The sequence below is a fragment of the Nocardia sp. NPDC004340 genome, from assembly GCF_053602575.1.
The window spans coordinates 182,586-202,265 of record NZ_JBSGDW010000003.1; the positions used below are offsets into that span (position 1 = coordinate 182,586).

The following is a 19,680-nucleotide window of genomic DNA, read 5'->3' on the forward strand; positions in this document are numbered from 1 at the left end:
TCTATTCAAGCAGCTGATTGACTTTAGCGATGCAGTCCGAGAAGGCCGATCTACGCCGGGAAGCCGGTCAGCGCACCCGCGGCAGTTTGCTGACCGCCGCGCTGGATGTGATCGCCCGGCGCGGCCGCGAGGGTGCGACCCTACGGGAGATCACCCAGAACGCGGGAGCCAACGTCGCCTCGGTCAGCTATCACTTCGGATCCCTGCAGGCGCTGTGCGACGCGGCGATCGAAGAGGCGCTGGAACAGTACCTGGACGCGCAGAACAAGGAACTCGCCGCGCTCGTCTCGACCGCGACCCTCTCCGAGCTGGCTGCGGCCTTCGCCCACCCGATGATGCGAGCATTGGCGGCCGGCGGCGAGGAGCTGGCGGTCATGCGAACAGTGGCACGCGCAGGAATCGACCCGCCGTCCGGCTGGGACCGCTTGGCCGGCAAGTTCGAGCAGAGCCGCGCCCATGCCCTGCGAGTCATGACCGCACGCCTACCCGAGGTCGATAGGGGAGAGCTGACCTTCCGCACCAGAGCCGCGGCGGGTTTGCTGAATTGGCTGGCTTTGGCTCCGATCGGGAACGAGTTGGCCACCCAGTCACCCGCCGAGATCGAGCGGCTCGTCGTGCCAGTGGTGACCGGAGCCTTCCAGGGGCGCAGTCTCACCGCTTGAGCCGGCTACAAGCAGGTCATCAAGCAAATCAAACGAATGCTTGACATCCCCGCTCGCCCGATCACAAACTTAATCAAGCATATGTTTTACTTCTTGAGGAGTTGTGATGACCAGCAACGCAGAGGTCGTGGTGCGGGCGGCGTACCACGCGGCCGAGGGCAGTGTCATGGATGTCCAGGGCTTCATGGACCTGGGTGCTGGTGAATACGATCGGCATGTACGGCATGGGGGATGCCCTGTCCACCAAGCCCGACCAGCTTCGCCAGATGATGGACGTGAATCTGGGGCCGGCACTGTGGTTGACGCAATCGGTCGCACCGCACATGCAGTCGGCGGGCGGCGGGTCGATTGCCTTCGTGTCCTCGCGCTTCGGCACCGATGCCGAGGCGGGTATCGCGGCCTACAGCCTCAGCAAGGCGGCGCTGAATCATCTCGTCGTGGTGTTGAACCACGAGCTGCGGGCCTCGGGGATTCGCGTGAACGCGGTCGCGCCGCAACTCATCGACAATCCGCGCAACCGTTCGTTCCTGCCGGCGGAGGTGCTCGACCACGCGACCACCCCCGAGCAGATCGCCGATCAGTTGGTGCACCTCGTCACCGAGCCTGGAGCTCCGGTCTCCGGGGCGATCCTGCCCGCCTACGGCTTCTGAACAATCCCCGATCGGAAACGGAAAACCCATGAGCGACAAAACTCCCGCCGCCGTCTTCCAGCGCAGCCTGGACGCATTCCTCGCCAAGGACATGCAAGCCTGGGCGGATCTGTGCGCCGAGGACGTCGTGGTCGAGTTCCCCTTCTCGCCCGGCGACCTCCCCTCGCGACTCGACGGCCGTGAGGCGATCTTCGAATACCTGCGGTATTACCCCGAGATCATCGACATCCACGAGATCGACTCGGTCACCGTCTATTCGACCGATCGGCCGGACACTGTCATCGCCGAGTGGAGCGTGCGGGGCCAGGTCGTTCCCAACGGCAACAAGTACGAGATGGCTTACGCGACGTTCGTCACCGTGCGCGATGGGCAAATCACCAACTACCGCGAATACTGGAATCCGCTGGCCTTCGGCCAGGCGCTCGACGGTGTCGCATTCGGCTAGCCCGACGGATCGAAGGAGTAAGGCGATGTCCGCCAACCGAAATCGAGTCGCGGTGGTCACGGGCGGAGCAGGGGCGATCGGCGGCGCAATCGCGAAAGCGCTCGCCGCCGACCACACCGTTGTCGTCCTCGACCGCGAGGGAGACGTCCACGTCGACCTCGCGGATCCCGACGCAGTGCGCCGGGCGGCCGGTTCAGTTCTGACGCAGTACGGCAGAGTCGACGTGCTGGTCCACGCCGCCGCCATGGTCGCCTTCACCCCGATCGACGAACTCGATCTCGACGTCTGGCGTCAGGTACAGGCGGTCAATGTCGAGTCCGCTCTGCTGCTCACCCAGGCGTTCGTGCCCGGAATGCGCGAGCGCGGCTTCGGCCGCCTGATCTTCATCGTCTCCAACACCTTCTGGCGCCCGGCCGGCGGCCACCAGATCGCCTACGTCGCCTCCAAAGGCGCACTGATCGGAATGATGCGAACGATGGCCGTCGGACTCGGCCCCGACGGCATCGCGGCGATGGCCGTAGCCCCCGGCCTCACCCGAACACCCGCCACCACTGTCGTCCCAGAAGCAGAGTTCGAGGACGTCGCGACACACCAGGCCCTGCCCAGGCCATTGATCCCTGACGACACCGCGGCCGTCGTCGCAATGCTCGCCCGCGACGAAGCAGCCGCCATGACCGGTCAAACCGTCATCGCGGACGGAGGCCTGGTCCTTCACTAGCGGCAGGTCCGAAGCAGGGTTCGTGGTGCTCGCACCGAACTGAGGTGACGGCAGCGGCGATTCGGGGAGTATTCTCTTGGGCGCGAAGGACCGGCTCTGTTACGGCGTTTTACCGAGCTGCTGAGGCTGCGCATCACCCGAACATGTGAAGGATTGGCCGGTCCTTCTGTTCAAAGATGGTGTTGCGGAATGTAAGCGAATCTGTGCCGGCCGGGTAGGTCGCTCACGGCTGACCAAGGCTGGCCTTCGTCAAAGGAGCAGCGCATGTCATCGCAGACCAAGCCGAGCATCGTATTCGCCCACGGGCTGTGGGCCGACGGATCATGCTTCAGCAAGCTCATCCCCTCGCTGCAGGCGGAGGGGCACGAGGTGTTCGCCTCGCAGCACGGCCTCAATTCGCTCGAGAGCGACGTCGCGTGCGTCAACTTCACGATCGACCACGTACCCGGCCCGGTCGTGCTCGTCGGCCATTCGTACGGCGGAACCCTGGTCACCAAGGCGGGCATGCACGACCGCGTCCGCGCGCTGGTATTCATCGCGGCGCTCGCTCCCGACGAGAACGAGACGTCCCAGGACCAGCAGAACCAGTTCGCCCGCACCCCGCTGTTCGATCACATCGAAGTCGGCGGCGGGCGCATCTGGCTGAAGCCCTCGGGCGTCCCGGACTTCTGCGGCGACCTACCCGAGGCCGAGCAGCGGCTCGTCCTTGCCACCGGCGCCGTGCCGGACGCCGACCTGTTCAACCAGCAGGTGCCGGGCACTGCCTGGAAGACCAAGCCGAGCTGGTACATCGTCGCCAACAACGACCGCACCGTGAATCCCGAACTGGAACGTGCCGCGGCCAAACGCATGGGCGCCAAGACCTACGACATTGACAGCAGTCACGTCCCGATGCTGTCGCATCCCGAGTTCGTTCTCGACGTCATCCGCGACGCCGCGGCGTCCATTCGGAGCGAGTAGCCGAGCCGGCGAACCGCCACCGATCCCGAACGCCGAACCGGTAGAGAAGTCGATGGTCTGGCCGATGGGCACGATCACAAGTCCATCTGTCCATATGCGGGCCACTGCAGCGCCCGAGCAACACCGTCCGGGCGGACCGGTCCGCCTAGCTGGGTACCACGCCGTGGATGCTGTCGATGAAAGCGCTGAAATCCGCCATGAACCGGGTGAGGAACTGCCTCGTCGAGTCGTCGAGGACTTCGCCGTCCGCGGTGAAAACGTCCGGGCGGAACTGGATGTAGGCCTCCGGGGACGTCATCTGTGGGGAATTGCAGTAGCCCAGGACGCTGCGCAGGCTGAGTTGAGCAATCGCGGTGCCGATCTTGCCCGGTGAGGCGCCGATGACGGCGGACGGCTTGAGTGTGAACGAGTTGTCGCCCCATGGGCGGCTGGCCCAGTCGATGGCGTTCTTCAGCGCGCCCGGGATCGAGCGGTTGTATTCCGGCGTGACGAACAGCAGGGCGTCGACGGCGGTGATGGCAGCTTTTAGTGCGCGGCCCTCCGGCGGGTAGTCGGCGTCGTAGTCGTGGTTGTAGAGCGGCAGATCTTTGATCGGAATCTCGGTGAACGTCAACTGTGGTGGTGACAGCCGGATCAGCGCTTTGGACAGGGTCCGGTTGATGGATTCCTTGGACAGACTGCCGATGATGTAGCCGACCGTGTAGGTACTCACGCGATGCCTCCTGACCAGAGATTTCCGACGCTGTGCGGAGCGCCTAGCGTCGTTGACGCACGGCGGTTCTCGATCGACGAGAGTGCATGGACAACGTAGCACTTCACAGCGGTCGCGCCGGCCCGGGTAGCGGCCGCCGCGATAATGGATTGACCGCCCGTGGCTGAACCGTTGATGAAGTCAGGCGCGCCGCTTCGTCACCAGTTCGCGGGCAGGTGTCGAATTCGCCGGCGCCGGAACCGGGGCGTTGTGGCCAGATCGAACAGTGTCCAGAGCGGCTCCACTGTGTCGATGCCACTTGCGCCCTGCCCGGGATCATCCGTTGGTGCGAACATGAGTTCGCTTGCCCAGTGCAGCCGTATTGTGCCGTCGGGCCAGAGCTTGAAAACGGTCAGCATCGGCACGGGGTGGCCGTCAGCACCGTCGCCCCCGTAGTCACGGCGAAAACTGCAGTTCGCCGCAGACAGCAGTCGGATGTTTCGCCACCCCCTATCCTGCGCGAACGCCGCTACCCGCTCGATCGGGGCCTTTGCGACAATCACCAAATTGCCACCCACACCGTCGAAATGGGGCTGCTGCGCAGTCGGCTGATGTCACCACACCCCTGGACAAAGAAGGACCTCGAACCCCGCATCCTCGCCGCACTGGCCGCCTACAACCCCGACGCTGCCTAAGCAGGTCGCTTCACGCTGGGTGGCAACCGGGTTGCCACCCAGCGACGCCCGAGCAACACCCCTGCCGTCACAGTGACGTAATGCGCCCTGGGTGGTCCCTGCTCACCACCCAGCAGTGGGCAACTCGCCCGAATCCAACCCGCAGCCGCACGGAACCCAGACCGAAGTCCAACGTCCCACCGACATCGGAAAACGAACCGGCGACGCCCAACCGGCCGCAGCGCGTAGATCTCCAGCACGGGCAACACAAGCTGACGTCGACGACCAAATCCGCAGATCCATTGTGGGGGAGTCCGGCTAGACACTCAGAGCACGGATCCCGACACTTCAACTCGACATAGTTACCTATTTTCGGCGAAAACTGTTGCAACACAACATAACCCAGGGGAGAGGCCCCCAAACCCGACAATCCGACGACAACGACGAGCGGGGACCGAAATCCAGAAAAACCTGCACGTCGCGGAAGAAGTCACACACGCACCAACAGTCACATTCGTCACAGTGACACAACCAGTCAGCGCATAACTATGCAACCTGACGCGAATACTCAGCCAAACACGCAGGTTTCCCCGGACTTATCCATCAGATTCGGAGCACACGCACCCGCCGCGGACTACGCGCAACTCTTTCCGGATCGGACAACACAACGCGCACAACATCTTTCAAGATCAACACCGTCGCCGTAAGCGCGCCGATAATCAACATTATGTTAAGTCAAAGTGTCGACCCCCGGGTCTGGCGCTCACCCATCGTCTCTCCTGCGCTGGCGTGGTCGAGCGAAGTTTGCTGGGTTCAACCACCGCTCAGGTTCGCCGCGTGCCGGCCTTTACCCGTATCGCCCGACGGTTCCTTGGGGAATCCACCCTCCTACTCATCGCGGACTGTGCTCTGGAATCCACTTCAGCCCCCAGTGCGTCCAATCCGGGCCGGCCAGTGATCAATCCCGAGTTCCAGGCCACATTACATGGCAAGCCATGTAATGTGGGTCTCCGAACGCGCCGACGAAGGGCAGGCATGAACCCGATCGAGAAGCAGCCGATCAATCGCACAACCTCACTGGGATACCTGGTCAACCACCTCGCGCGACTCCTGGAGCAGGCATTGCGCGATCACATCGCCGAACACGGCGTAGTGCCCGGGCAATTCGCGCAGCTACTCGCGCTCTACGAGAAAGAGGGTGTCACCCAGAACGAACTGTGCGAGAAGGTCCACATCGATCAGTCGACCATGGCACACACCCTCAAACGCATGGAACGCGACGGCCTGATCCAGCGCACCACCGACCCCGCCGACGGTCGGCGAGCGCAGATCCACCTCACCGACCGAGCCCGAAACCTGCACGCCCCCTTGACCACTGCCGCCGCCGAGGTCAACGCGATCGCCACCGCCGGGTTCACTCAGCAGCAGGGCGAGCAACTATTGCGCTTGGTCGCGCAGGCGATCGGCAACCTCGAACACGCCCGCACCACCTGACCCGCCGAAGAGAGGTACACCATGCTCTCTCGCATCCACCCGCTGGCCGGCGCCCTCGGATTGGCCACCATCCTCACCTTCTGGCTCGCGACCGTCGTGACCGAGCTCAGCGGATCCGAACACGCCGTCACAACGGTCAAACAATCCATCCCCTGGGCACTGCCCATCCTGGTGCTCACACTGGCAGCCACCGGAGCCAGCGGTCTTCGACTGGCCGGAGATTCCGCCAACCCGAGAATCCTGGCGAAGAGACGCCGAATGCCGATCATCGCGGCCAACGGGCTCCTGATCCTGGTTCCCTGCGCGATAACCCTTGCCATCCTCGCCGGCCGCAGCCAGTTCACGCTCGCCTTCTACTGCATCCAGGCGCTCGAACTACTCGCCGGCGCGACCAACATCGCGCTGATGTCGCTCAATATCCGCGACGGCCTCCGGCTGACCGCCCGCCGAGACGAACGGTCGGCGGCCGCCGGCGAAAGGACGGCCGCGAGCCCGAAGTGATGCCTCTCCCCTACTACATCGGCGTGATCGCGCGGACGACGAGCATGCGCTGGGGGCTCGGGCAGATCAGGTTGTCCCAGGGCAGGGAGAGGGATTCGGTGTTGTCGGGCGGGTAGACGCGCAGGGTGTTGGAGCGGAGGGCGGCGCAGTCGTTGACCTGCTTGGGGTAGCTGATGAATTCGAACTGGGCGGCGCCGCCGTTGGCGGTCAGGGTGACCAAGGTGGGCGTCGGGGCCTGGGGGCCCTTGTCTCGTTCGGCGGGCTCGCCGACCGGGTCGCCCTGGGGGCCGTTGGTCTGGGAGACGCCGGGGAAGCCTTCGAGGGTGCAGGGGGTGGAGCTCTTGTTGATGAACTTCAGGAACCAGGTTCCACCGATCTGGCCGCCGTGGCCCTTGTCCAGGATCAGTTGGGACGTTGTGCATTTCGCGGTGCCGGTGGGGGCCGTCGTGGTGGGGTCCCCTGCCGGGGCTGCGGTCGTCGGGGCCGGGGCGTCGGTGGTTCCGGGGGTGTTGCCGCCGGGCTGGGTGGGCTGGCCCGGTTGGGTGGGTTGGCCCGGCTGGCCCGGTTGGGCGGTGGGTTGGGTGGTCTGGCCGGCGGGGGCCGTGGTGGGCAGTGGCTTGGGTGTGTCGGACGGGTCGCAGGCGGTGGTGCCGAGAGCGACCCCCGCGGCGAGTGCGGCGACAACCAGTGACTTGATTCCCATGAGAAACCTCCAGATGCGAAACCCGACCAAAGACATGCATGGTCCACATCAGTGGGGTCGGAGCGGCCGTTACGGGGCTTCGGGCAGGGAATCCGTGGAATCGCCTGTGGGTCAACGTGGTTCGTCGTAGACTGCCGCGAAAACCCCTGATCCGGGTGCGCTTCGCGAAACCGTTAACAGGCACCTGATCTTTTTGTGCCCCCAAAAGATGGGGCCGAACGGGGTGCTTCTCCCCCGCCACCGCCGCACGACGCGCGTGGACATCGTTCACCCTCCCCGGCCACAAAATCACCTACTGTCTGGAACAGGCCCTCAGATCGGCCGCTTCCCCGGGAATTCCCCCACACGCCGAAACCAATACTTGATTGATTCCAGAAAAAGGGGCAGACTTCGTGCTGTGCCCACGTCCACCGATTTCGAGCGCATGTTGCGCGGGGCCGCTCTGCGTGTGACCGCACCGCGGCTCGCGGTACTGACCGCTGTGCACGACCACCCCCACTCCGACACCGACACCATCCTCGGCTTCGTCCGCGAAACCCTGGGCGGGGTGTCCCACCAGGCCGTGTACGACGTACTCAAAGCCCTGACCACCGCGGGGCTGATCCGCCGAATCCAACCCATGGGATCGGTCGCGCTCTACGAAACCCGCGTCGGTGACAACCACCACCACGTCGTGTGCCGCACCTGCGGCGTCATCGCGGACGTGGACTGCGCCGTCGGCGAGGCCCCCTGCCTCACCGCCTCCGACACCAACGGCTTCGCGCTCGACGAAGCCGAGGTCATCTACTGGGGTTTGTGCCCCGAATGCTCCAAAACCGCTGCCACACAAAACAAGTAGCGGCCACACTCGTGGTCGACAACAAGATCACATCCATGGAAGGACGACACACCGTGCCTGAAACCCCGCCCATCGGTGAAGCCAATACCGAACCCGCCGCCGGTGGCTGCCCCGTCTTGCACGACCGGAATTCCGACCCGGCCGAGGGCGGTAACGCCAACCGTCAGTGGTGGCCCAACCAGCTGAACCTGAAGATCCTGCAGAAGAACCCGGCCGTCGCCAACCCCATGGACGAGGGCTTCGACTACGCCGCCGAGTTCAAGACCCTCGACCTGGCCGCCGTCAAGGCCGACATCGTCGAGGTCATGCACACCTCGCAGGACTGGTGGCCCGCCGACTTCGGTCACTACGGCCCCTTCTTCATCCGCATGTCCTGGCACGCCGCCGGGACCTACCGCATCCACGACGGCCGCGGCGGCGCCGGAGCTGGCATGCAGCGCTTCGCGCCCCTGAACTCCTGGCCCGACAACGCCTCCCTCGACAAAGCCCGCCGCCTGCTGTGGCCGGTCAAGAAGAAGTACGGCAAGAAGCTGTCGTGGGCCGACCTCATCGTCTACGCCGGCAACGTCGCCATCGAGGACATGGGCCTCCCGACCTTCGGCTTCGGCGGCGGCCGCGTCGACCAGTGGGAGCCCGAAGAGGACGTGTACTGGGGGCCGGAGACCGAATGGCTCGGCGACGCCCGCTACACCGGCAAGCGCGACTTGGAGAACCCGCTCGCCGCGGTCCAGATGGGTCTGATCTACGTCAACCCTGAAGGCCCCAACGCCAACCCGGACCCGATGGCCGCCGCGGTCGACATCCGCGAGACCTTCGCCCGGATGGCGATGAACGACGAGGAGACCGCCGCACTGATCGTCGGCGGCCACACCTTCGGCAAGACCCACGGCGCCGGCCCTGCCGACCACGTCGGCGCCGAGCCCGAAGCCGCACCGCTCGAGGAGCAGGGCCTGGGCTGGGTGTCCAGCTACGGCACCGGCGTCGGCAAGGACGCCATCACCTCCGGCATCGAGGTCACCTGGACCCCCACCCCGACCAAGTGGGACAACACCTTCCTCGAGACGCTCTACGGTTACGAGTGGGAACTGTCGGCCTCCCCCGCCGGCGCCAACCAGTGGGTCGCCAAGAACGCCGAAGCGATCATCCCCGACGCCTTCGACGGCCCGGCCAAGCTGCCGACGATGCTCACCACCGACCTGTCGCTGCGCATCGACCCGGTCTACGAGCAGATCACCCGCCGCTGGCTCGAGCACCCCGAAGAGCTCGCCGACGCCTTCGCCAAGGCCTGGTACAAGCTCATCCACCGCGACATGGGCCCCAAGGTCCGCTACCTCGGTCCCGAGGTGCCCGAGGAGACCCTGCTGTGGCAGGACCCGATCCCGGCCGTCGACCACGAGCTCATCTCCGACGCCGACGCCAAGGCCCTCAAGGCCAAGATCCTCGACTCGGGCCTGACCGTGGCGCAGCTGGTCTCCACCGCGTGGGCCGCGGCCTCGTCCTACCGTGGCTCCGACATGCGCGGCGGCGTCAACGGCGGCCGCATCCGCCTGCAGCCGCAGGCCGGCTGGGAGGTCAACCAGCCCGACGAGCTGGCCCAGGTGGTCCGCGTCCTCGAAGGCATCCAGGCCGACTTCGGCAAGCCGGTGTCCTTCGCCGACCTGGTCGTGCTGGCCGGTAACGCCGGTGTCGAGAAGGCCGCGCAGGCAGGCGGTTTCGACGTCGAGGTGCCGTTCCGCGCTGGCCGCGCCGACGCCACCCAGGAGCTGACCGACGTGGAGTCCTTCGCCGCGCTCGAGCCGGCCGCCGACGGCTTCCGCAACTGGGTCGGCAAGGGCACCCGCGTCCCCGCGGAGTACCTGCTGCTCGACAAGGCCAACCTGCTGACCCTGTCCGCGCCGGAGATGACCGTGCTCGTGGGTGGTCTGCGCGTCCTGGGCGCCAACCACTCCGGTTCGCAGCTGGGTGTGTTCACCGACAAGCCGGGCGTGCTCTCGACCGACTTCTTCGTGAACCTGCTCGACATGTCCACCAAGTGGGCTCCGGCCGACTCCGAGGACAGCAGCTACGTCGGCACCGACCGCGCCACCGGCAAGACCGTGTGGACCGCCTCCCGTGTCGACCTCGCCTTCGGCTCCAACTCGCAGCTGCGGGCCCTGGCCGAGGTGTACGCCGAGGACGACTCCAAGGAGAAGTTCGCCAAGGACTTCGTCGCGGCCTGGACGAAGGTAATGGAACTGGACCGCTTCGACCTCGCCTGAGGTTGATCCGGCCGGTGTGACCGGTTGAGACGATGCCCCCGAACCGTCCGGTTCGGGGGCATCGCGCGTCTCGGGGATCGGTCAGTCGACTACTTGGGTGCGGACGCGGCCGACGAAACGGCGCGCCACATCGGTGCCCTCGTGGTTGTAGGCGTTCATCAGATCGGTGAGTTCATCGACCAGGGCGCGCAAGGCCGCGGAGTCGAAACCGTCAGCGTCGGTGGCCCACTCGCGGGGCACAGCGCCGACCGTGATCAGAATGCCTGTCTCGGCAGGAGCTTCCACCGCGTAGGTGAGCTGGTCCGGAGCATCGTGCACAGCGTTCAGCACCGCGATGTCCTCGGTGATCATCTCCGCGATGCGCGACAGGCTCGCGTGTCGACCCGGACGCGCGTGGCGCGCACCGTAACTGCGCTCCCCCGGGCGCGCGGCGGACCGACTGGTCTTGGCCAGTATCCGATCCAGCATGCGTTGCGCGGCCGCGCGTTCGGCCGCACCGGTGCGCGGATGCTCGATCAGACTGCGCAGCCGCTGGATTCGGCCGATCGTTCCCGTGGGCATGCCCTCCCCTTTCGCCGTGGAACCTCGATCATGCCAGCGGGCCTGCCCTGTCGTGGCCGGGGTTGTCGGCCACGATCTTTCGAGTGGACAGTGACGCATACGCATGTCTGCATGCGACTATAAATCTTTTGCCGACATATCGGTGACATAACAGTGAAACCTGTTCTATCGTGGTGGAGTGGATGTCACATACGAGAACACCCGACGCGAAATCGCCACGGACAAAGGCGTTCTGCGCTACCACGAAGCCGGAGACGGCCCTCCCCTACTGCTGCTCCATGGATCCGGGATCGGTGTCAACGGGTGGCGGAACTTCCGCAACAACCTGGGCTTCTACGCCGACCACTTCCATTGCTACGTCCTGGAATTCCCCGGATTCGGCGTCAGCGACCCGGTCCCCGGACACCCCGTGCTCACCGCCGTCGACGCCGTCATCCGCTTCATGGACGCCCTGGACCTCGACTCCGCGGCTATGATCGGCAACTCCATGGGCGGCGTCGTCGCCTTCAATGTCGCCATGGCACACCCGCAACGGGTCGAGAAGATCATCGCCATCGGCGGCGTCGGACAGAGCCTGCTCGCCATGACCCCCAGCGAAGGCACCCGGCTGCTGTCCGAATTCGCCGACGCCCCCTCGCGCGAAGGACTCATGCGGTGGCTGCGCTGCATGATCTACGACCCCAAGATGATCACCGACGACCTCGTCGAGGAACGCTGGGCCGCCGCCACCGATCCGGCCGCTCAAGCCAGCCTGAAGGCCATGTACGGGTCGGAAGCGCTTGCGCTGCAACAGCAGTTCCTGGAGAACTCCCCCACCCCGCCCTACTGGTCCATGCTGCACAAGATCAAGAGCCCGGTCCTCATGACCTGGGGCGGCGACGACCGCCAATGCCCCACCGACATGGCCCTCATCCCCCTACGACAGATCCCCAACGCCGAACTGCACGTCTTCCCCAAGTGCGGGCACTGGGTGATGTACGAGGCCAAGGAAGCCTTCGAACGCGTCACCCTCGAATTCCTGCACCGCTGAGCAGGACCACCGGGTGGGCCGCGACCAGCCCACCCGGATCTCGATCAGCGGCTGCCGAACACCGTGGCGTGACACGAGGTGAGCAGCGCCGCCAGCTCGTCCCCCTGCTTGTCGTCCAGCACCGCGAACGCGGGCGCGATCAGATCCTCGGTGATCTGCTCGGCCTGCATCCAGCGGCCCTTCAACTCCGCGGTGATCTCGTCGAACGGCTCCGGCCAGCCGAAATTGCGCGCCTGATCCGGACCCGGCTTCAACGGCGAGCCCGCGATCAGCACCGCCTGCAGCGGGGTCAGACCGCTGCCCAGCACGCCGATCAGATGCAAGCCGCCGCGCAGCTCCCGCAGAATGTGGATCAGCTGCAGCACCAGGCCCGGCGCGTCCTCCGCCAGCGGCAGCGCCCGCCACCCGGCGAACAACGGCACACCCGCCGGATTCGCCGCGGCCACCACCGGTAGCAGTAGCTCCGCCAGCCGGCCCGAATCATCGAAGTCGGCCAGCTTGCGGCGGCCGAAGTCCTGGCAGGCCTTCAGATAGCCCGCCGCGCCCGCCTCCGCCGTCATCCCCGCGGTCGACTCCCACGCCTGCCGGATGGCATCGGGACGGAAGAACCCGAACGCCGCGGTCACCACGTCCGCGTCCACATCACCCAGCACACCGCCGCGGCCACGCGTATAGCCCGGCAGGAAGCCGGGGACACCGGTGCTCTCGGCGAAGGATCGGGCCTCCCGGGAGAACATGAATCCCCCGCCGATCTGCTGAATCTGATCCTTCACCGCGGACGCTACCGACATGTCCGATCCTCTCTGAACGGAAAGCGCAATCGATCCGAGACTATTGGAGGCCCGCCACCCCCTGCACCCGGGTCACCCGAAAGCGATCCGGAACACACCCCGAAAACCAAACCGGCTGCCCTGAAAAGGGATTCGAACCCGTACGTTAACCTTCAAGTGGTGCTAGGACATTCACATGCGACCAGCGGCGCGCTCGCCTGGTCGGCGGCTGCCGCGGCGCTGCCGCTCACCGTCTTGACCTATCCCGCAGTGCAATCCGGGGCCATCGGCTCCGTCGATCTGGTGATGGGCACCTTCCTCACCGCGGGCGCGGCGCTGCTCCCCGACGCCGACCACCCCTCGGGAACCATTTCCCATGTGCTCGGGCCGGTCTCGCACTACGCGTGCAAGTTCATCTCGTGGATCTCCGGCGGGCACCGCCACGGCACCCACTCCTTCGCCTTCGTCGCCGCCGTCACCTACGGCACCTGGGCCGGGGAACACCTGCTCGGCCGCAACTTCACCCTCGCCCTCGTGTTCTTCCTGCTCGCTCTCGCGGTCAAGGCGCTGGGCCTGGCCCCCAGCGGCGACGGCCTCAAATCCTGGGGCACCGTCGTCATCCTCGCCGTCTGCGGCACCTTCGCCATCGACCACTGGATCAGCGACAAACCGCTCTGGCTGCCGTTCTCCGTCGGCCTCGGGGCTCTCGCCCACCTGATCGGCGACTGCCTCACCGACCGCGGCTGCCGGCTACTGTGGCCGCTCAAACTCCGCACCCGCGTCCCGATCATCGACCGCACCGGCAACAAGGTCGAAACCATGGTGCTGGTACCGCTGTTCGCCCTCGCCACCCTCGCCCTGCTCTGGTACACGATCACCCACCAGCCCTGACCCCGGCTCGTATGATCACGAAGACCACCGCAGCGGCCAGAACGGAGTCGAGCATGAGCGATCGCGAAGAACTGAGCTGGGAACTGTTCGGAAACGCCGGCCGGGAACTGGCCCAGCTCATCGCCGACGACGGCTTCGAACCCGACCTCATCCTCTCCATCGCCCGCGGCGGGCTCTTCGTCGCCGGCTCTCTCGGCTACGCCCTCGACGTCAAGAACCTCCACGTCATGAACGTCGAGTTCTACACCGGCGTCGACCAGCGCCTGGACCTGCCGGTCATGCTGCCGCCCGTGCCCAGCGCCGTCGACCTGACCGGCGCCACCGTGCTGGTCGCCGACGACGTGGCCGACACCGGTAAGACGCTGAAACTGGTGCGCGACTTCTGCTCCGACCACGTCGCCGAGGTCCGCTGCGCGGTCATCTACCAGAAGCCGCATTCCGAAGTGGACTGCGAATACGTGTGGAAACGCACCGACAAATGGATCAACTTCCCCTGGTCGGTACAGCCGCCCGTGGTGGAACGCAAACACCGCGTCCTGGACGCCTGAGCCAAACCTCGTACGCGGCAAAGACAACGGCCCGGAACCATCAGGTTCCGGGCCGTTCGTTGAATTGTCGCGAGTAGGTCAGACCAGCTCGGCGGACAGGATGGTGATGGCCTCGACCGGGACATCCTGGTGGCCGGACTTGTTGCCGGTCTGCACACCCTCGATGGCGTCCACGACGGCCTCGCCGTCGACGACCTTGCCGAACACCGCGTACCCGAAGCCGTCCTGGCCCGGGTAGTTCAGGAAACCGTTGTTGCTGGTGTTGATGAAGAACTGCGCGCTGGCCGAATGCGGGGCCGAGGTGCGCGCCATGGCGACGGTGTACTTGTCATTCTTCAGGCCGTTGGCGGCCTCGTTCTCGACCGTCTGCGGGGCCGGCTTCTGCTGCATGTTCGCAGTCAGGCCGCCACCCTGAATCATGAAGTTCGGGATCACGCGGTGGAACACGGTGTCCGCGTAGTGGCCCGACTTCACGTAGTCGACGAAGTTGGCAACGGTCTTCGGTGCCTTGGCGTCGTCCAGTTCCAGGGTGATGTCCCCGGCGGAGGTCTTCAGGAGCACTTTGGTCATGTTGCCCATCGTATGGGAGCGCCCAATCCAGCGACCGAGCGGCATCGAATACCCGCTCCCCTCTTCGAGGTTCGCTGGTGATGGGTGTGGTCAGGAAGGTGCGCGCGGTAGTGCGTACCGGAGGTGGTTCGAAATGGAGCCACATGCGTAGATACGCATAGTTCCATTTCCTAATGGTCGAGTTAGAAGGTCCCGGCGGGGCCGGGATCCAACCTCATGCTTCGTACAGTTCGAGCGGCAGCCCGTCGGGATCGGCGAAGAACGCGAACCGCTTCCCCGTGTACTCGTCGACCCGCTCCTCCTCCACGGCCACTCCCCTCCCCCGCAGCTCGGCCAGGGCCTCCCCCACATTCGGCACCACGAACGCCAGGTGCCGCAGGCCGGCCGCCTCGGGGCGCGAGGGGCGTGGCGGCGGCTCCGGAAACGAGAACAGTTCCAGCTGCCCGCCATCCGGCAGGGCGAGATCCAGCTTGTACGAGCGCCTTTCAGCCCGATAATTCTCCGCGAGAATCCGCAGGCCGAGAATTTCGGTGTAAAAGGACTTCGACTTCTCGTAATCCGACGCGATGATCGCGACGTGGTGAATTCGCAGCAGCTGCACCTCCGCAACGCTAGCGCACACCATTTCGCAAGGCGGGAATGGCGAGGTCGAGGAATTCGCGGACGAGTTTGGCCGGGTCGGCGGCGACGGCCAGACAGGTTTCGGAGCCGGGAGCGTCGGCGACGGGGCGGTGGACGAGGTCGGGGCGGACGTAGGCGCGGGCGACGCTGCGCGGAACGATGAGGAGGCCGTGGCCGGAGGCGATGAGTTCGAATTTCTCCTCGAGGGTGGGGGTTCGGCGGGCGGCGACGTCGAGCATGCGTTCGCCGTCGAGGTCGGCGAGGGTGAGTTCGGGGCGCGCGGCGAGGCGGTGGGCGGCGGGGAGGCAGGCGACGCCGGGGTCGTGGCCGATGGGGATGACGCGGAGGCCGGTTTCGTCGAAAGGCCGCCGGAGGTAGGCGATCTGGGCGCGACCGTCGCGCAGGGGTGCGTCGCGTTCCCACCAGCGGGCGGGGACGACGTCGGTTTCGACGTCGGGGTGGCGGGTAGAGAAGTCGCGGAGGATCTCGGAGACGTGGAGTCCGACGGAGAAGGCGACGACGAGGCGGCGGACGCCGCGGTCGGCGTTGTGGACGCGGCGGAGGGCGGCGTCGACGGCGGCGAGGATGCCTTGGGCTTCCTCGTAGAGCTGGTTGCCGGCGGCGGTGAGTTCGACGGTGCGGGTGGTGCGGATGAGCAGGGTGCAGTCGAGTTCGCGTTCGAAGGCCTTGATCTGGCGGCTGAGGACGGGTTGGGCGATGTAGAGCTGTTGCGCGGCGCGGCCGAAGTTGCGGTGCTCGGCTACGGCGGCGAAGTAGCGGAGCTTGCGCAGGTCCAGATCCATACCCTCACGGTATCAATTGTTGGAAAGGGTCTTGGACGTCGCGACGGCCGGTCACGAGACTCGAAGCATGATCGTTCTTACCGCTCCCACCGGGCACATCGGTGGCCAGTTGTTGCAGATACTCCTCGAAACCTCTTCTCGCACCGATGAATTACGTGTGATCGTGCGTGATCCGGCGAAGTTGCCGGAGTCGGTCCGGTCCCGGGTCGATGTCGTCACCGGGTCGCACGGTGATCCCGATGTGGTGGATCGGGCGTTCGCCGGTGCGGACGCGGTCTTCTGGCTGGTTCCGCCGGATCCCGCCGGGGCGAGTCTGGATGCCGCGTTCTCCGGGTTCACCCAGGCCGCGGCGAAGGCGTTCACCGCGCACGGGGTCGGGCATGTGGTGGGTGTGTCCGCGCTCGGACGCGGGACGGCGGTGGCGGGTCGTGCCGGGCATGTGACGGCGTCGCTGGCGATGGACGACCTGATCGCGGGTTCGGGTGTGGCGTATCGGGCGCTGGCCAACCCGTCGTTCATGGACAACCTGGTGTGGCAGGCGAACTCGATCCGCGAGGACGGGGTGTTCACCGGCACGGTGCCGGCCGATCGTAAAGCCCCGACGGTGGCGACGCGTGATATCGCGGCGGCGGCCGCGGGTCTGCTGCTGGACCGTTCCTGGTCGGGCGCCGGGGAGGTGGCGTTGCTGGGGCCGGAGGATCTGTCGCCGAACGATATGGCGCACATCGTGTCCGAGGTGCTCGGCCGGTCGGTGCGGTACGAGCGTCAGTCTCTGGAGCAGGCTCACGCCGTGCAGATCGCGCGTGGGGTGAGTGAGGCGATGGCGACCGCGTTCGTGGACATGATGCGTGCCAAGAACGAGGGTCTCGATGATGGTGTGCCGCGCGCGGAGGCGGCCGCGAGCCCGATGACGTTCCGTGCGTGGTGTGAGCAGGTCCTGGCTCCCGTGGTCGGTGCCTGACCGATCCGCGAGAGCTGAGACGTCAGCCCGCGAGGGCTGAGGCCGCGGCGGCGAGCAGCATCCCGCGATAGGACCCGCCGAAGAGCACCACGTGCACCAGCAGGGGATGCAGCTGGTGCAGTGGGACCCGTTGCCGCCAGCCCGAACTCAGGGGTGCGGCGTCCTGGTACGCGCCGAGGATGCGGTCGAGGTAGGGCGCGCCGAACAGGGCGAGCATGGCCAGGTCCGTCTCCCGGTGTCCGCCGTGTGCGGCCGGGTCGATGAGCAGTGCGCGGCCGGCCGACCACAGGATGTTTCCGGACCAGAGGTCTCCGTGCAGGCGGGCGGGTGGTTCGGGTGGTCCGGCGAGGTCGGTGATGCGGTCCATGACGCGTTCGATCAGGCGTTGGCCGTCGCGGCCGAGTTCGGGGGCGGCGGCGGGGAGGTAGGGGGCCAGGCGGTGTTCGGCGTACCAGGTTCCCCACTCCCCTGTGCCGGGTGTGTTGTCCAGGGGCAGGGTCGCGATGTATCCGGGCCAGGGCGCTCCGAATGTCTCGGGGTGGGTCGTGTGCAGGGTGGCGAGGTCGTGTCCGAGGTGTTCGGCGGCTGCGGGGTCGGCGGGTTGTGGTGGCTGCCAGGGCAGGACGAGCATGCGTTCGTCGGCGGCGACGACGGTGGGGACGAGGCCGGCGTGCCCGGTGGCGAGCCAGCGCAGCCCGGCGGCTTCGGCGGTCAGGATTCTGTCGATGCCCGGGTCGTTGTCGTCGACGGCTTTGACGAACAGTTCTCGTCCGTCGGTCATGTCGGCGCGGTGGAGGGTCCAGGCGTGGCTGTGGCCGAGTGGGTGCAGGTGCGCGACGGGGGTGCCGGTGAGGTGGGCGAGGTGCGCGGGCACGTCCATGGATCCTCATTGTGCGGTATCGGACCACCCGCGCGGACCGACTAGTCGGATGGAGTGAGTCGTTCCCGGAGCAGGGTCGCGGTGGCGGCGTCGGCGGGCAGGAACGCTTCGATGGCGAGTTCGGCGACGGTCACGTTCATGGGTGTGCCGAAAACCGTGGTGGCGCTGAGGAAGGCGAGTTCGTGTCCGTCGAGCCGCATCCGCAGCGGCACCACGGTCTGGTCGGGTTCGGGCAGGCCGGGGCCGTCCTCGCCGCCGGGGTAGGTGCGCATTTCGTCGAGCAGGTCGGTGAGTTCGGGTGATCCGGTGACGTCGATCTGGCGTTGCAGCCGTTCGAACAGGTGGCCGCGCCATTCGGCGAGGTTGATGATGCTGCCCGCGAGGCCGTCGGGGTGCAGGGTCAGTCGCAGGGCGTTCACCGGTGGGCGCAGCAGCGCCGGGTCGAGTCCGTCGAGGAACAGGGCGATCCCGGCATTGGCGTCGATCATGGTCCAGGCGGCGTCGATGGCGAGGGCGGGGTGGGGTTCGAGGCCGGTGAGGATCTGCCGGACGGCGTCGCGGATGGGGCGCATGGCGGGGGTGTCGAGTTCGGGTTCGGCGTACACGGGGGCGTATCCGGCGGCGAGCAGCATCCGGTTGCGTTCGCGCAGCGGGATGTCGAGTTCGTCGGACAGGTGCAGCAGCATGTGGCGGCTGGGGGTGGCGCGGCCGGTTTCGATGAAGCTCAGGTGCCGGGTGGAGGTGTCCGCGCGGCCGGCGAGTTCGAGCTGGCTGAGCCGGCGTGCGGTGCGCCAGTGTCGCAGCAGGTCGCCAGCGGTGGGTGTCGCCATCCTCCGATCCTACGAACGATCAACCACGCCAAGCCATTACCCCGCGGGTAATGCTCACAGTTCGCGGATGACGCGGGCCGGGTTGCCCGCGGCGAACACCCGGGCGGGCAGGTCGCGGGTGACGACGCTGCCCGCGCCGACGACGGTGTTGGCGCCGATGGTCACGCCCGGGCAGACGATGACTCCGCCGCCGAGCCACGCGTTGTCGCCGATGCTGATGGGTGCGGCGGTTTCCCAGCGGGCGCGGCGCAGTTCGTGGTCGTCCATGGGGTGCAGGGCGGTGAGCAGTTGGGCGCGCGGGCCGATGGAGACGTCGTCGCCGATGGTGACCGGGGCGCAGTCGAGGATGATGGCGTCGTAGTTGAGGAAGCTGTTGCGGCCCAGCCGGATCAGGTGGCCGTAGTCGCATTGGAAGCGCGGCATGATCCAGGAGCCCTCGCCGATGGCGCCGAGCAGTTGTTCGAGTACGGCGCGCCGTTGGGTGTCCTCCCCGGCGCGGGTGGCGTTGAAGGTGTCGAGCAGTTCTTGGCAGCGGCGGCGTTCGGCGACGAGTTCGGGGTCGTTGTCGCGGTAGAGCTCGCCGGCGAGCATGCGGTCCTTGTGTTCACCCACGCTCCCATC

At 66.5% G+C, this 19,680-nt stretch carries 25 protein-coding genes; 14 read left to right on the forward strand and 11 right to left on the reverse strand.

Going from position 1 to position 19,680, the window contains the following annotated elements; translation table 11 throughout:
• The first annotated feature begins 29 nt into the window (after positions 1–29).
• The 5 genes from ACWEOI_RS12890 to ACWEOI_RS12910 all read left to right on the forward strand — a co-directional run bounded on the left by ACWEOI_RS12890 (position 30) and on the right by ACWEOI_RS12910 (position 3,435).
• The gene (locus ACWEOI_RS12890) at positions 30–662 is read left to right on the forward strand and encodes a TetR/AcrR family transcriptional regulator (protein WP_452359705.1); all 633 of its coding nucleotides are present in this window, start codon (positions 30–32) and stop codon (positions 660–662) included.
• 170 nt (positions 663–832) lie between these two features.
• Positions 833–1,312: an SDR family NAD(P)-dependent oxidoreductase gene (locus ACWEOI_RS12895; RefSeq protein ID WP_452359706.1), complete on the forward strand. Its 480-nt coding sequence runs from the start codon at positions 833–835 to the stop codon at positions 1,310–1,312.
• Positions 1,313–1,340: 28 nt separating this feature from the next.
• The gene (locus tag ACWEOI_RS12900; RefSeq protein ID WP_452359707.1) at positions 1,341–1,757 is read left to right on the forward strand and encodes a nuclear transport factor 2 family protein; all 417 of its coding nucleotides are present in this window, start codon (positions 1,341–1,343) and stop codon (positions 1,755–1,757) included.
• A gap of 25 nt (positions 1,758–1,782) precedes the next feature.
• On the forward strand, positions 1,783–2,475 hold the full coding sequence (locus tag ACWEOI_RS12905; RefSeq protein WP_452359708.1) for an SDR family NAD(P)-dependent oxidoreductase: 693 nt from the start codon (positions 1,783–1,785) through the stop codon (positions 2,473–2,475).
• 264 nt (positions 2,476–2,739) lie between these two features.
• Positions 2,740–3,435 carry an alpha/beta fold hydrolase gene (locus ACWEOI_RS12910; protein WP_452359709.1) on the forward strand — a complete coding sequence of 232 codons (696 nt, stop codon included), beginning with the start codon at positions 2,740–2,742 and terminating at the stop codon, positions 3,433–3,435.
• Positions 3,436–3,580: 145 nt separating this feature from the next.
• On the opposite strand, the gene ACWEOI_RS12915 is transcribed toward ACWEOI_RS12910, so the two are convergent.
• Positions 3,581–4,147 carry an NADPH-dependent FMN reductase gene (locus ACWEOI_RS12915; protein WP_452359710.1) on the reverse strand — a complete coding sequence of 189 codons (567 nt, stop codon included), beginning with the start codon at positions 4,145–4,147 and terminating at the stop codon, positions 3,581–3,583.
• Positions 4,148–4,344: 197 nt separating this feature from the next.
• Positions 4,345–4,668, reverse strand: a complete 324-nt coding sequence (locus ACWEOI_RS12920; protein ID WP_452360131.1) for a hypothetical protein — start codon at positions 4,666–4,668, stop codon at positions 4,345–4,347.
• Between ACWEOI_RS12920 and ACWEOI_RS12925 the strand changes: the two genes are divergently transcribed.
• From ACWEOI_RS12925 to ACWEOI_RS12935, 3 genes are all read left to right on the forward strand, one after another.
• Positions 4,555–4,821, forward strand: a complete 267-nt coding sequence (locus ACWEOI_RS12925; RefSeq protein WP_452360165.1) for a hypothetical protein — start codon at positions 4,555–4,557, stop codon at positions 4,819–4,821. The genes ACWEOI_RS12920 and ACWEOI_RS12925 overlap by 114 nt on opposite strands.
• A gap of 1,014 nt (positions 4,822–5,835) precedes the next feature.
• Entirely contained in the window at positions 5,836–6,294 is a 459-nt protein-coding gene (locus ACWEOI_RS12930) for a MarR family winged helix-turn-helix transcriptional regulator (protein WP_452359711.1), read from the forward strand.
• A 21-nt stretch (positions 6,295–6,315) separates the two neighbouring features.
• Positions 6,316–6,795: a hypothetical protein gene (locus tag ACWEOI_RS12935; protein WP_452359712.1), complete on the forward strand. Its 480-nt coding sequence runs from the start codon at positions 6,316–6,318 to the stop codon at positions 6,793–6,795.
• Between the two features lie 13 nt (positions 6,796–6,808).
• Here ACWEOI_RS12935 and ACWEOI_RS12940 read toward each other — a convergent pair whose 3' ends face one another.
• Positions 6,809–7,498 (reverse strand): DUF4232 domain-containing protein, encoded by a 690-nt coding sequence (locus ACWEOI_RS12940; protein WP_452359713.1) that lies wholly within the window; start codon positions 7,496–7,498, stop codon positions 6,809–6,811.
• A 424-nt stretch (positions 7,499–7,922) separates the two neighbouring features.
• Here ACWEOI_RS12940 and ACWEOI_RS12945 point away from each other — a divergent pair, with 424 nt between their 5' ends.
• Positions 7,923–8,336 carry a Fur family transcriptional regulator gene (locus tag ACWEOI_RS12945; RefSeq protein ID WP_379100286.1) on the forward strand — a complete coding sequence of 138 codons (414 nt, stop codon included), beginning with the start codon at positions 7,923–7,925 and terminating at the stop codon, positions 8,334–8,336.
• 35 nt (positions 8,337–8,371) lie between these two features.
• Entirely contained in the window at positions 8,372–10,594 is a 2,223-nt protein-coding gene (gene katG, locus ACWEOI_RS12950; protein ID WP_433665866.1) for a catalase/peroxidase HPI, read from the forward strand.
• Between the two features lie 81 nt (positions 10,595–10,675).
• Here katG and ACWEOI_RS12955 read toward each other — a convergent pair whose 3' ends face one another.
• Complete coding sequence (locus ACWEOI_RS12955; RefSeq protein ID WP_433665867.1) at positions 10,676–11,155, reverse strand: DUF7504 family protein; 480 nt, start codon at positions 11,153–11,155, stop codon at positions 10,676–10,678.
• Between the two features lie 178 nt (positions 11,156–11,333).
• Here ACWEOI_RS12955 and ACWEOI_RS12960 point away from each other — a divergent pair, with 178 nt between their 5' ends.
• A complete protein-coding gene (locus ACWEOI_RS12960; protein ID WP_433665868.1) occupies positions 11,334–12,185 on the forward strand; it encodes an alpha/beta fold hydrolase in 852 nt (283 codons plus the stop codon).
• A 44-nt stretch (positions 12,186–12,229) separates the two neighbouring features.
• On the opposite strand, the gene ACWEOI_RS12965 is transcribed toward ACWEOI_RS12960, so the two are convergent.
• Positions 12,230–12,976 carry an SCO6745 family protein gene (locus ACWEOI_RS12965; protein ID WP_433665869.1) on the reverse strand — a complete coding sequence of 249 codons (747 nt, stop codon included), beginning with the start codon at positions 12,974–12,976 and terminating at the stop codon, positions 12,230–12,232.
• Positions 12,977–13,135: 159 nt separating this feature from the next.
• Here ACWEOI_RS12965 and ACWEOI_RS12970 point away from each other — a divergent pair, with 159 nt between their 5' ends.
• Both ACWEOI_RS12970 and ACWEOI_RS12975 read left to right on the forward strand, forming a co-directional pair.
• Positions 13,136–13,846 carry a metal-dependent hydrolase gene (locus ACWEOI_RS12970; RefSeq protein WP_379099898.1) on the forward strand — a complete coding sequence of 237 codons (711 nt, stop codon included), beginning with the start codon at positions 13,136–13,138 and terminating at the stop codon, positions 13,844–13,846.
• A 53-nt stretch (positions 13,847–13,899) separates the two neighbouring features.
• Positions 13,900–14,394: a phosphoribosyltransferase family protein gene (locus ACWEOI_RS12975; RefSeq protein ID WP_433590296.1), complete on the forward strand. Its 495-nt coding sequence runs from the start codon at positions 13,900–13,902 to the stop codon at positions 14,392–14,394.
• A gap of 78 nt (positions 14,395–14,472) precedes the next feature.
• Here ACWEOI_RS12975 and ACWEOI_RS12980 read toward each other — a convergent pair whose 3' ends face one another.
• From ACWEOI_RS12980 to ACWEOI_RS12990, 3 genes are all read right to left on the reverse strand, one after another.
• Complete coding sequence (locus ACWEOI_RS12980; protein ID WP_357085817.1) at positions 14,473–14,964, reverse strand: peptidylprolyl isomerase; 492 nt, start codon at positions 14,962–14,964, stop codon at positions 14,473–14,475.
• A 214-nt stretch (positions 14,965–15,178) separates the two neighbouring features.
• Positions 15,179–15,565, reverse strand: a complete 387-nt coding sequence (gloA2, locus tag ACWEOI_RS12985; protein WP_433665870.1) for an SMU1112c/YaeR family gloxylase I-like metalloprotein — start codon at positions 15,563–15,565, stop codon at positions 15,179–15,181.
• 10 nt (positions 15,566–15,575) lie between these two features.
• Positions 15,576–16,388 (reverse strand): LysR family transcriptional regulator, encoded by an 813-nt coding sequence (locus ACWEOI_RS12990; protein WP_452359714.1) that lies wholly within the window; start codon positions 16,386–16,388, stop codon positions 15,576–15,578.
• Between the two features lie 67 nt (positions 16,389–16,455).
• Between ACWEOI_RS12990 and ACWEOI_RS12995 the strand changes: the two genes are divergently transcribed.
• Positions 16,456–17,349 carry an NAD(P)H-binding protein gene (locus ACWEOI_RS12995; RefSeq protein ID WP_452359715.1) on the forward strand — a complete coding sequence of 298 codons (894 nt, stop codon included), beginning with the start codon at positions 16,456–16,458 and terminating at the stop codon, positions 17,347–17,349.
• Between the two features lie 22 nt (positions 17,350–17,371).
• Here ACWEOI_RS12995 and ACWEOI_RS13000 read toward each other — a convergent pair whose 3' ends face one another.
• From ACWEOI_RS13000 to ACWEOI_RS13010, 3 genes are read right to left on the reverse strand one after another with little or no spacing between them, the layout of a single operon-like run.
• The gene (locus ACWEOI_RS13000) at positions 17,372–18,229 is read right to left on the reverse strand and encodes a fructosamine kinase family protein (RefSeq protein WP_452359716.1); all 858 of its coding nucleotides are present in this window, start codon (positions 18,227–18,229) and stop codon (positions 17,372–17,374) included.
• A 41-nt stretch (positions 18,230–18,270) separates the two neighbouring features.
• Positions 18,271–19,059 carry a helix-turn-helix domain-containing protein gene (locus ACWEOI_RS13005; RefSeq protein WP_452359717.1) on the reverse strand — a complete coding sequence of 263 codons (789 nt, stop codon included), beginning with the start codon at positions 19,057–19,059 and terminating at the stop codon, positions 18,271–18,273.
• 54 nt (positions 19,060–19,113) lie between these two features.
• Positions 19,114–19,671, reverse strand: coding sequence for a sugar O-acetyltransferase (locus ACWEOI_RS13010; protein WP_452359718.1), 558 nt, complete (start codon positions 19,669–19,671; stop codon positions 19,114–19,116).
• Positions 19,672–19,680: the final 9 nt, after the last annotated feature.

Bases quoted from the DNA above. Each gene is read 5' to 3' on its own strand.
- ACWEOI_RS12890 (WP_452359705.1), top strand. From the start codon at position 30: ATGCAGTCCGAGAAGGCCGATCTACGCCGGGAAGCCGGTCAGCGCACC.
- ACWEOI_RS12895 (WP_452359706.1), top strand. From the start codon at position 833: ATGTCCAGGGCTTCATGGACCTGGGTGCTGGTGAATACGATCGGCATG.
- ACWEOI_RS12900 (WP_452359707.1), top strand. From the start codon at position 1,341: ATGAGCGACAAAACTCCCGCCGCCGTCTTCCAGCGCAGCCTGGACGCA.
- ACWEOI_RS12905 (WP_452359708.1), top strand. From the start codon at position 1,783: ATGTCCGCCAACCGAAATCGAGTCGCGGTGGTCACGGGCGGAGCAGGG.
- ACWEOI_RS12910 (WP_452359709.1), top strand. From the start codon at position 2,740: ATGTCATCGCAGACCAAGCCGAGCATCGTATTCGCCCACGGGCTGTGG.
- ACWEOI_RS12930 (WP_452359711.1), top strand. From the start codon at position 5,836: ATGAACCCGATCGAGAAGCAGCCGATCAATCGCACAACCTCACTGGGA.
- ACWEOI_RS12935 (WP_452359712.1), top strand. From the start codon at position 6,316: ATGCTCTCTCGCATCCACCCGCTGGCCGGCGCCCTCGGATTGGCCACC.
- ACWEOI_RS12940 (WP_452359713.1), bottom strand. From the start codon at position 7,498: ATGGGAATCAAGTCACTGGTTGTCGCCGCACTCGCCGCGGGGGTCGCT.
- ACWEOI_RS12945 (WP_379100286.1), top strand. From the start codon at position 7,923: ATGTTGCGCGGGGCCGCTCTGCGTGTGACCGCACCGCGGCTCGCGGTA.
- katG (WP_433665866.1), top strand. From the start codon at position 8,372: ATGGAAGGACGACACACCGTGCCTGAAACCCCGCCCATCGGTGAAGCC.
- ACWEOI_RS12955 (WP_433665867.1), bottom strand. From the start codon at position 11,155: ATGCCCACGGGAACGATCGGCCGAATCCAGCGGCTGCGCAGTCTGATC.
- ACWEOI_RS12965 (WP_433665869.1), bottom strand. From the start codon at position 12,976: ATGTCGGTAGCGTCCGCGGTGAAGGATCAGATTCAGCAGATCGGCGGG.
- ACWEOI_RS12975 (WP_433590296.1), top strand. From the start codon at position 13,900: ATGAGCGATCGCGAAGAACTGAGCTGGGAACTGTTCGGAAACGCCGGC.
- ACWEOI_RS12980 (WP_357085817.1), bottom strand. From the start codon at position 14,964: ATGACCAAAGTGCTCCTGAAGACCTCCGCCGGGGACATCACCCTGGAA.
- ACWEOI_RS12990 (WP_452359714.1), bottom strand. From the start codon at position 16,388: ATGGATCTGGACCTGCGCAAGCTCCGCTACTTCGCCGCCGTAGCCGAG.
- ACWEOI_RS12995 (WP_452359715.1), top strand. From the start codon at position 16,456: ATGATCGTTCTTACCGCTCCCACCGGGCACATCGGTGGCCAGTTGTTG.
- ACWEOI_RS13000 (WP_452359716.1), bottom strand. From the start codon at position 18,229: ATGGACGTGCCCGCGCACCTCGCCCACCTCACCGGCACCCCCGTCGCG.
- ACWEOI_RS13005 (WP_452359717.1), bottom strand. From the start codon at position 19,059: ATGGCGACACCCACCGCTGGCGACCTGCTGCGACACTGGCGCACCGCA.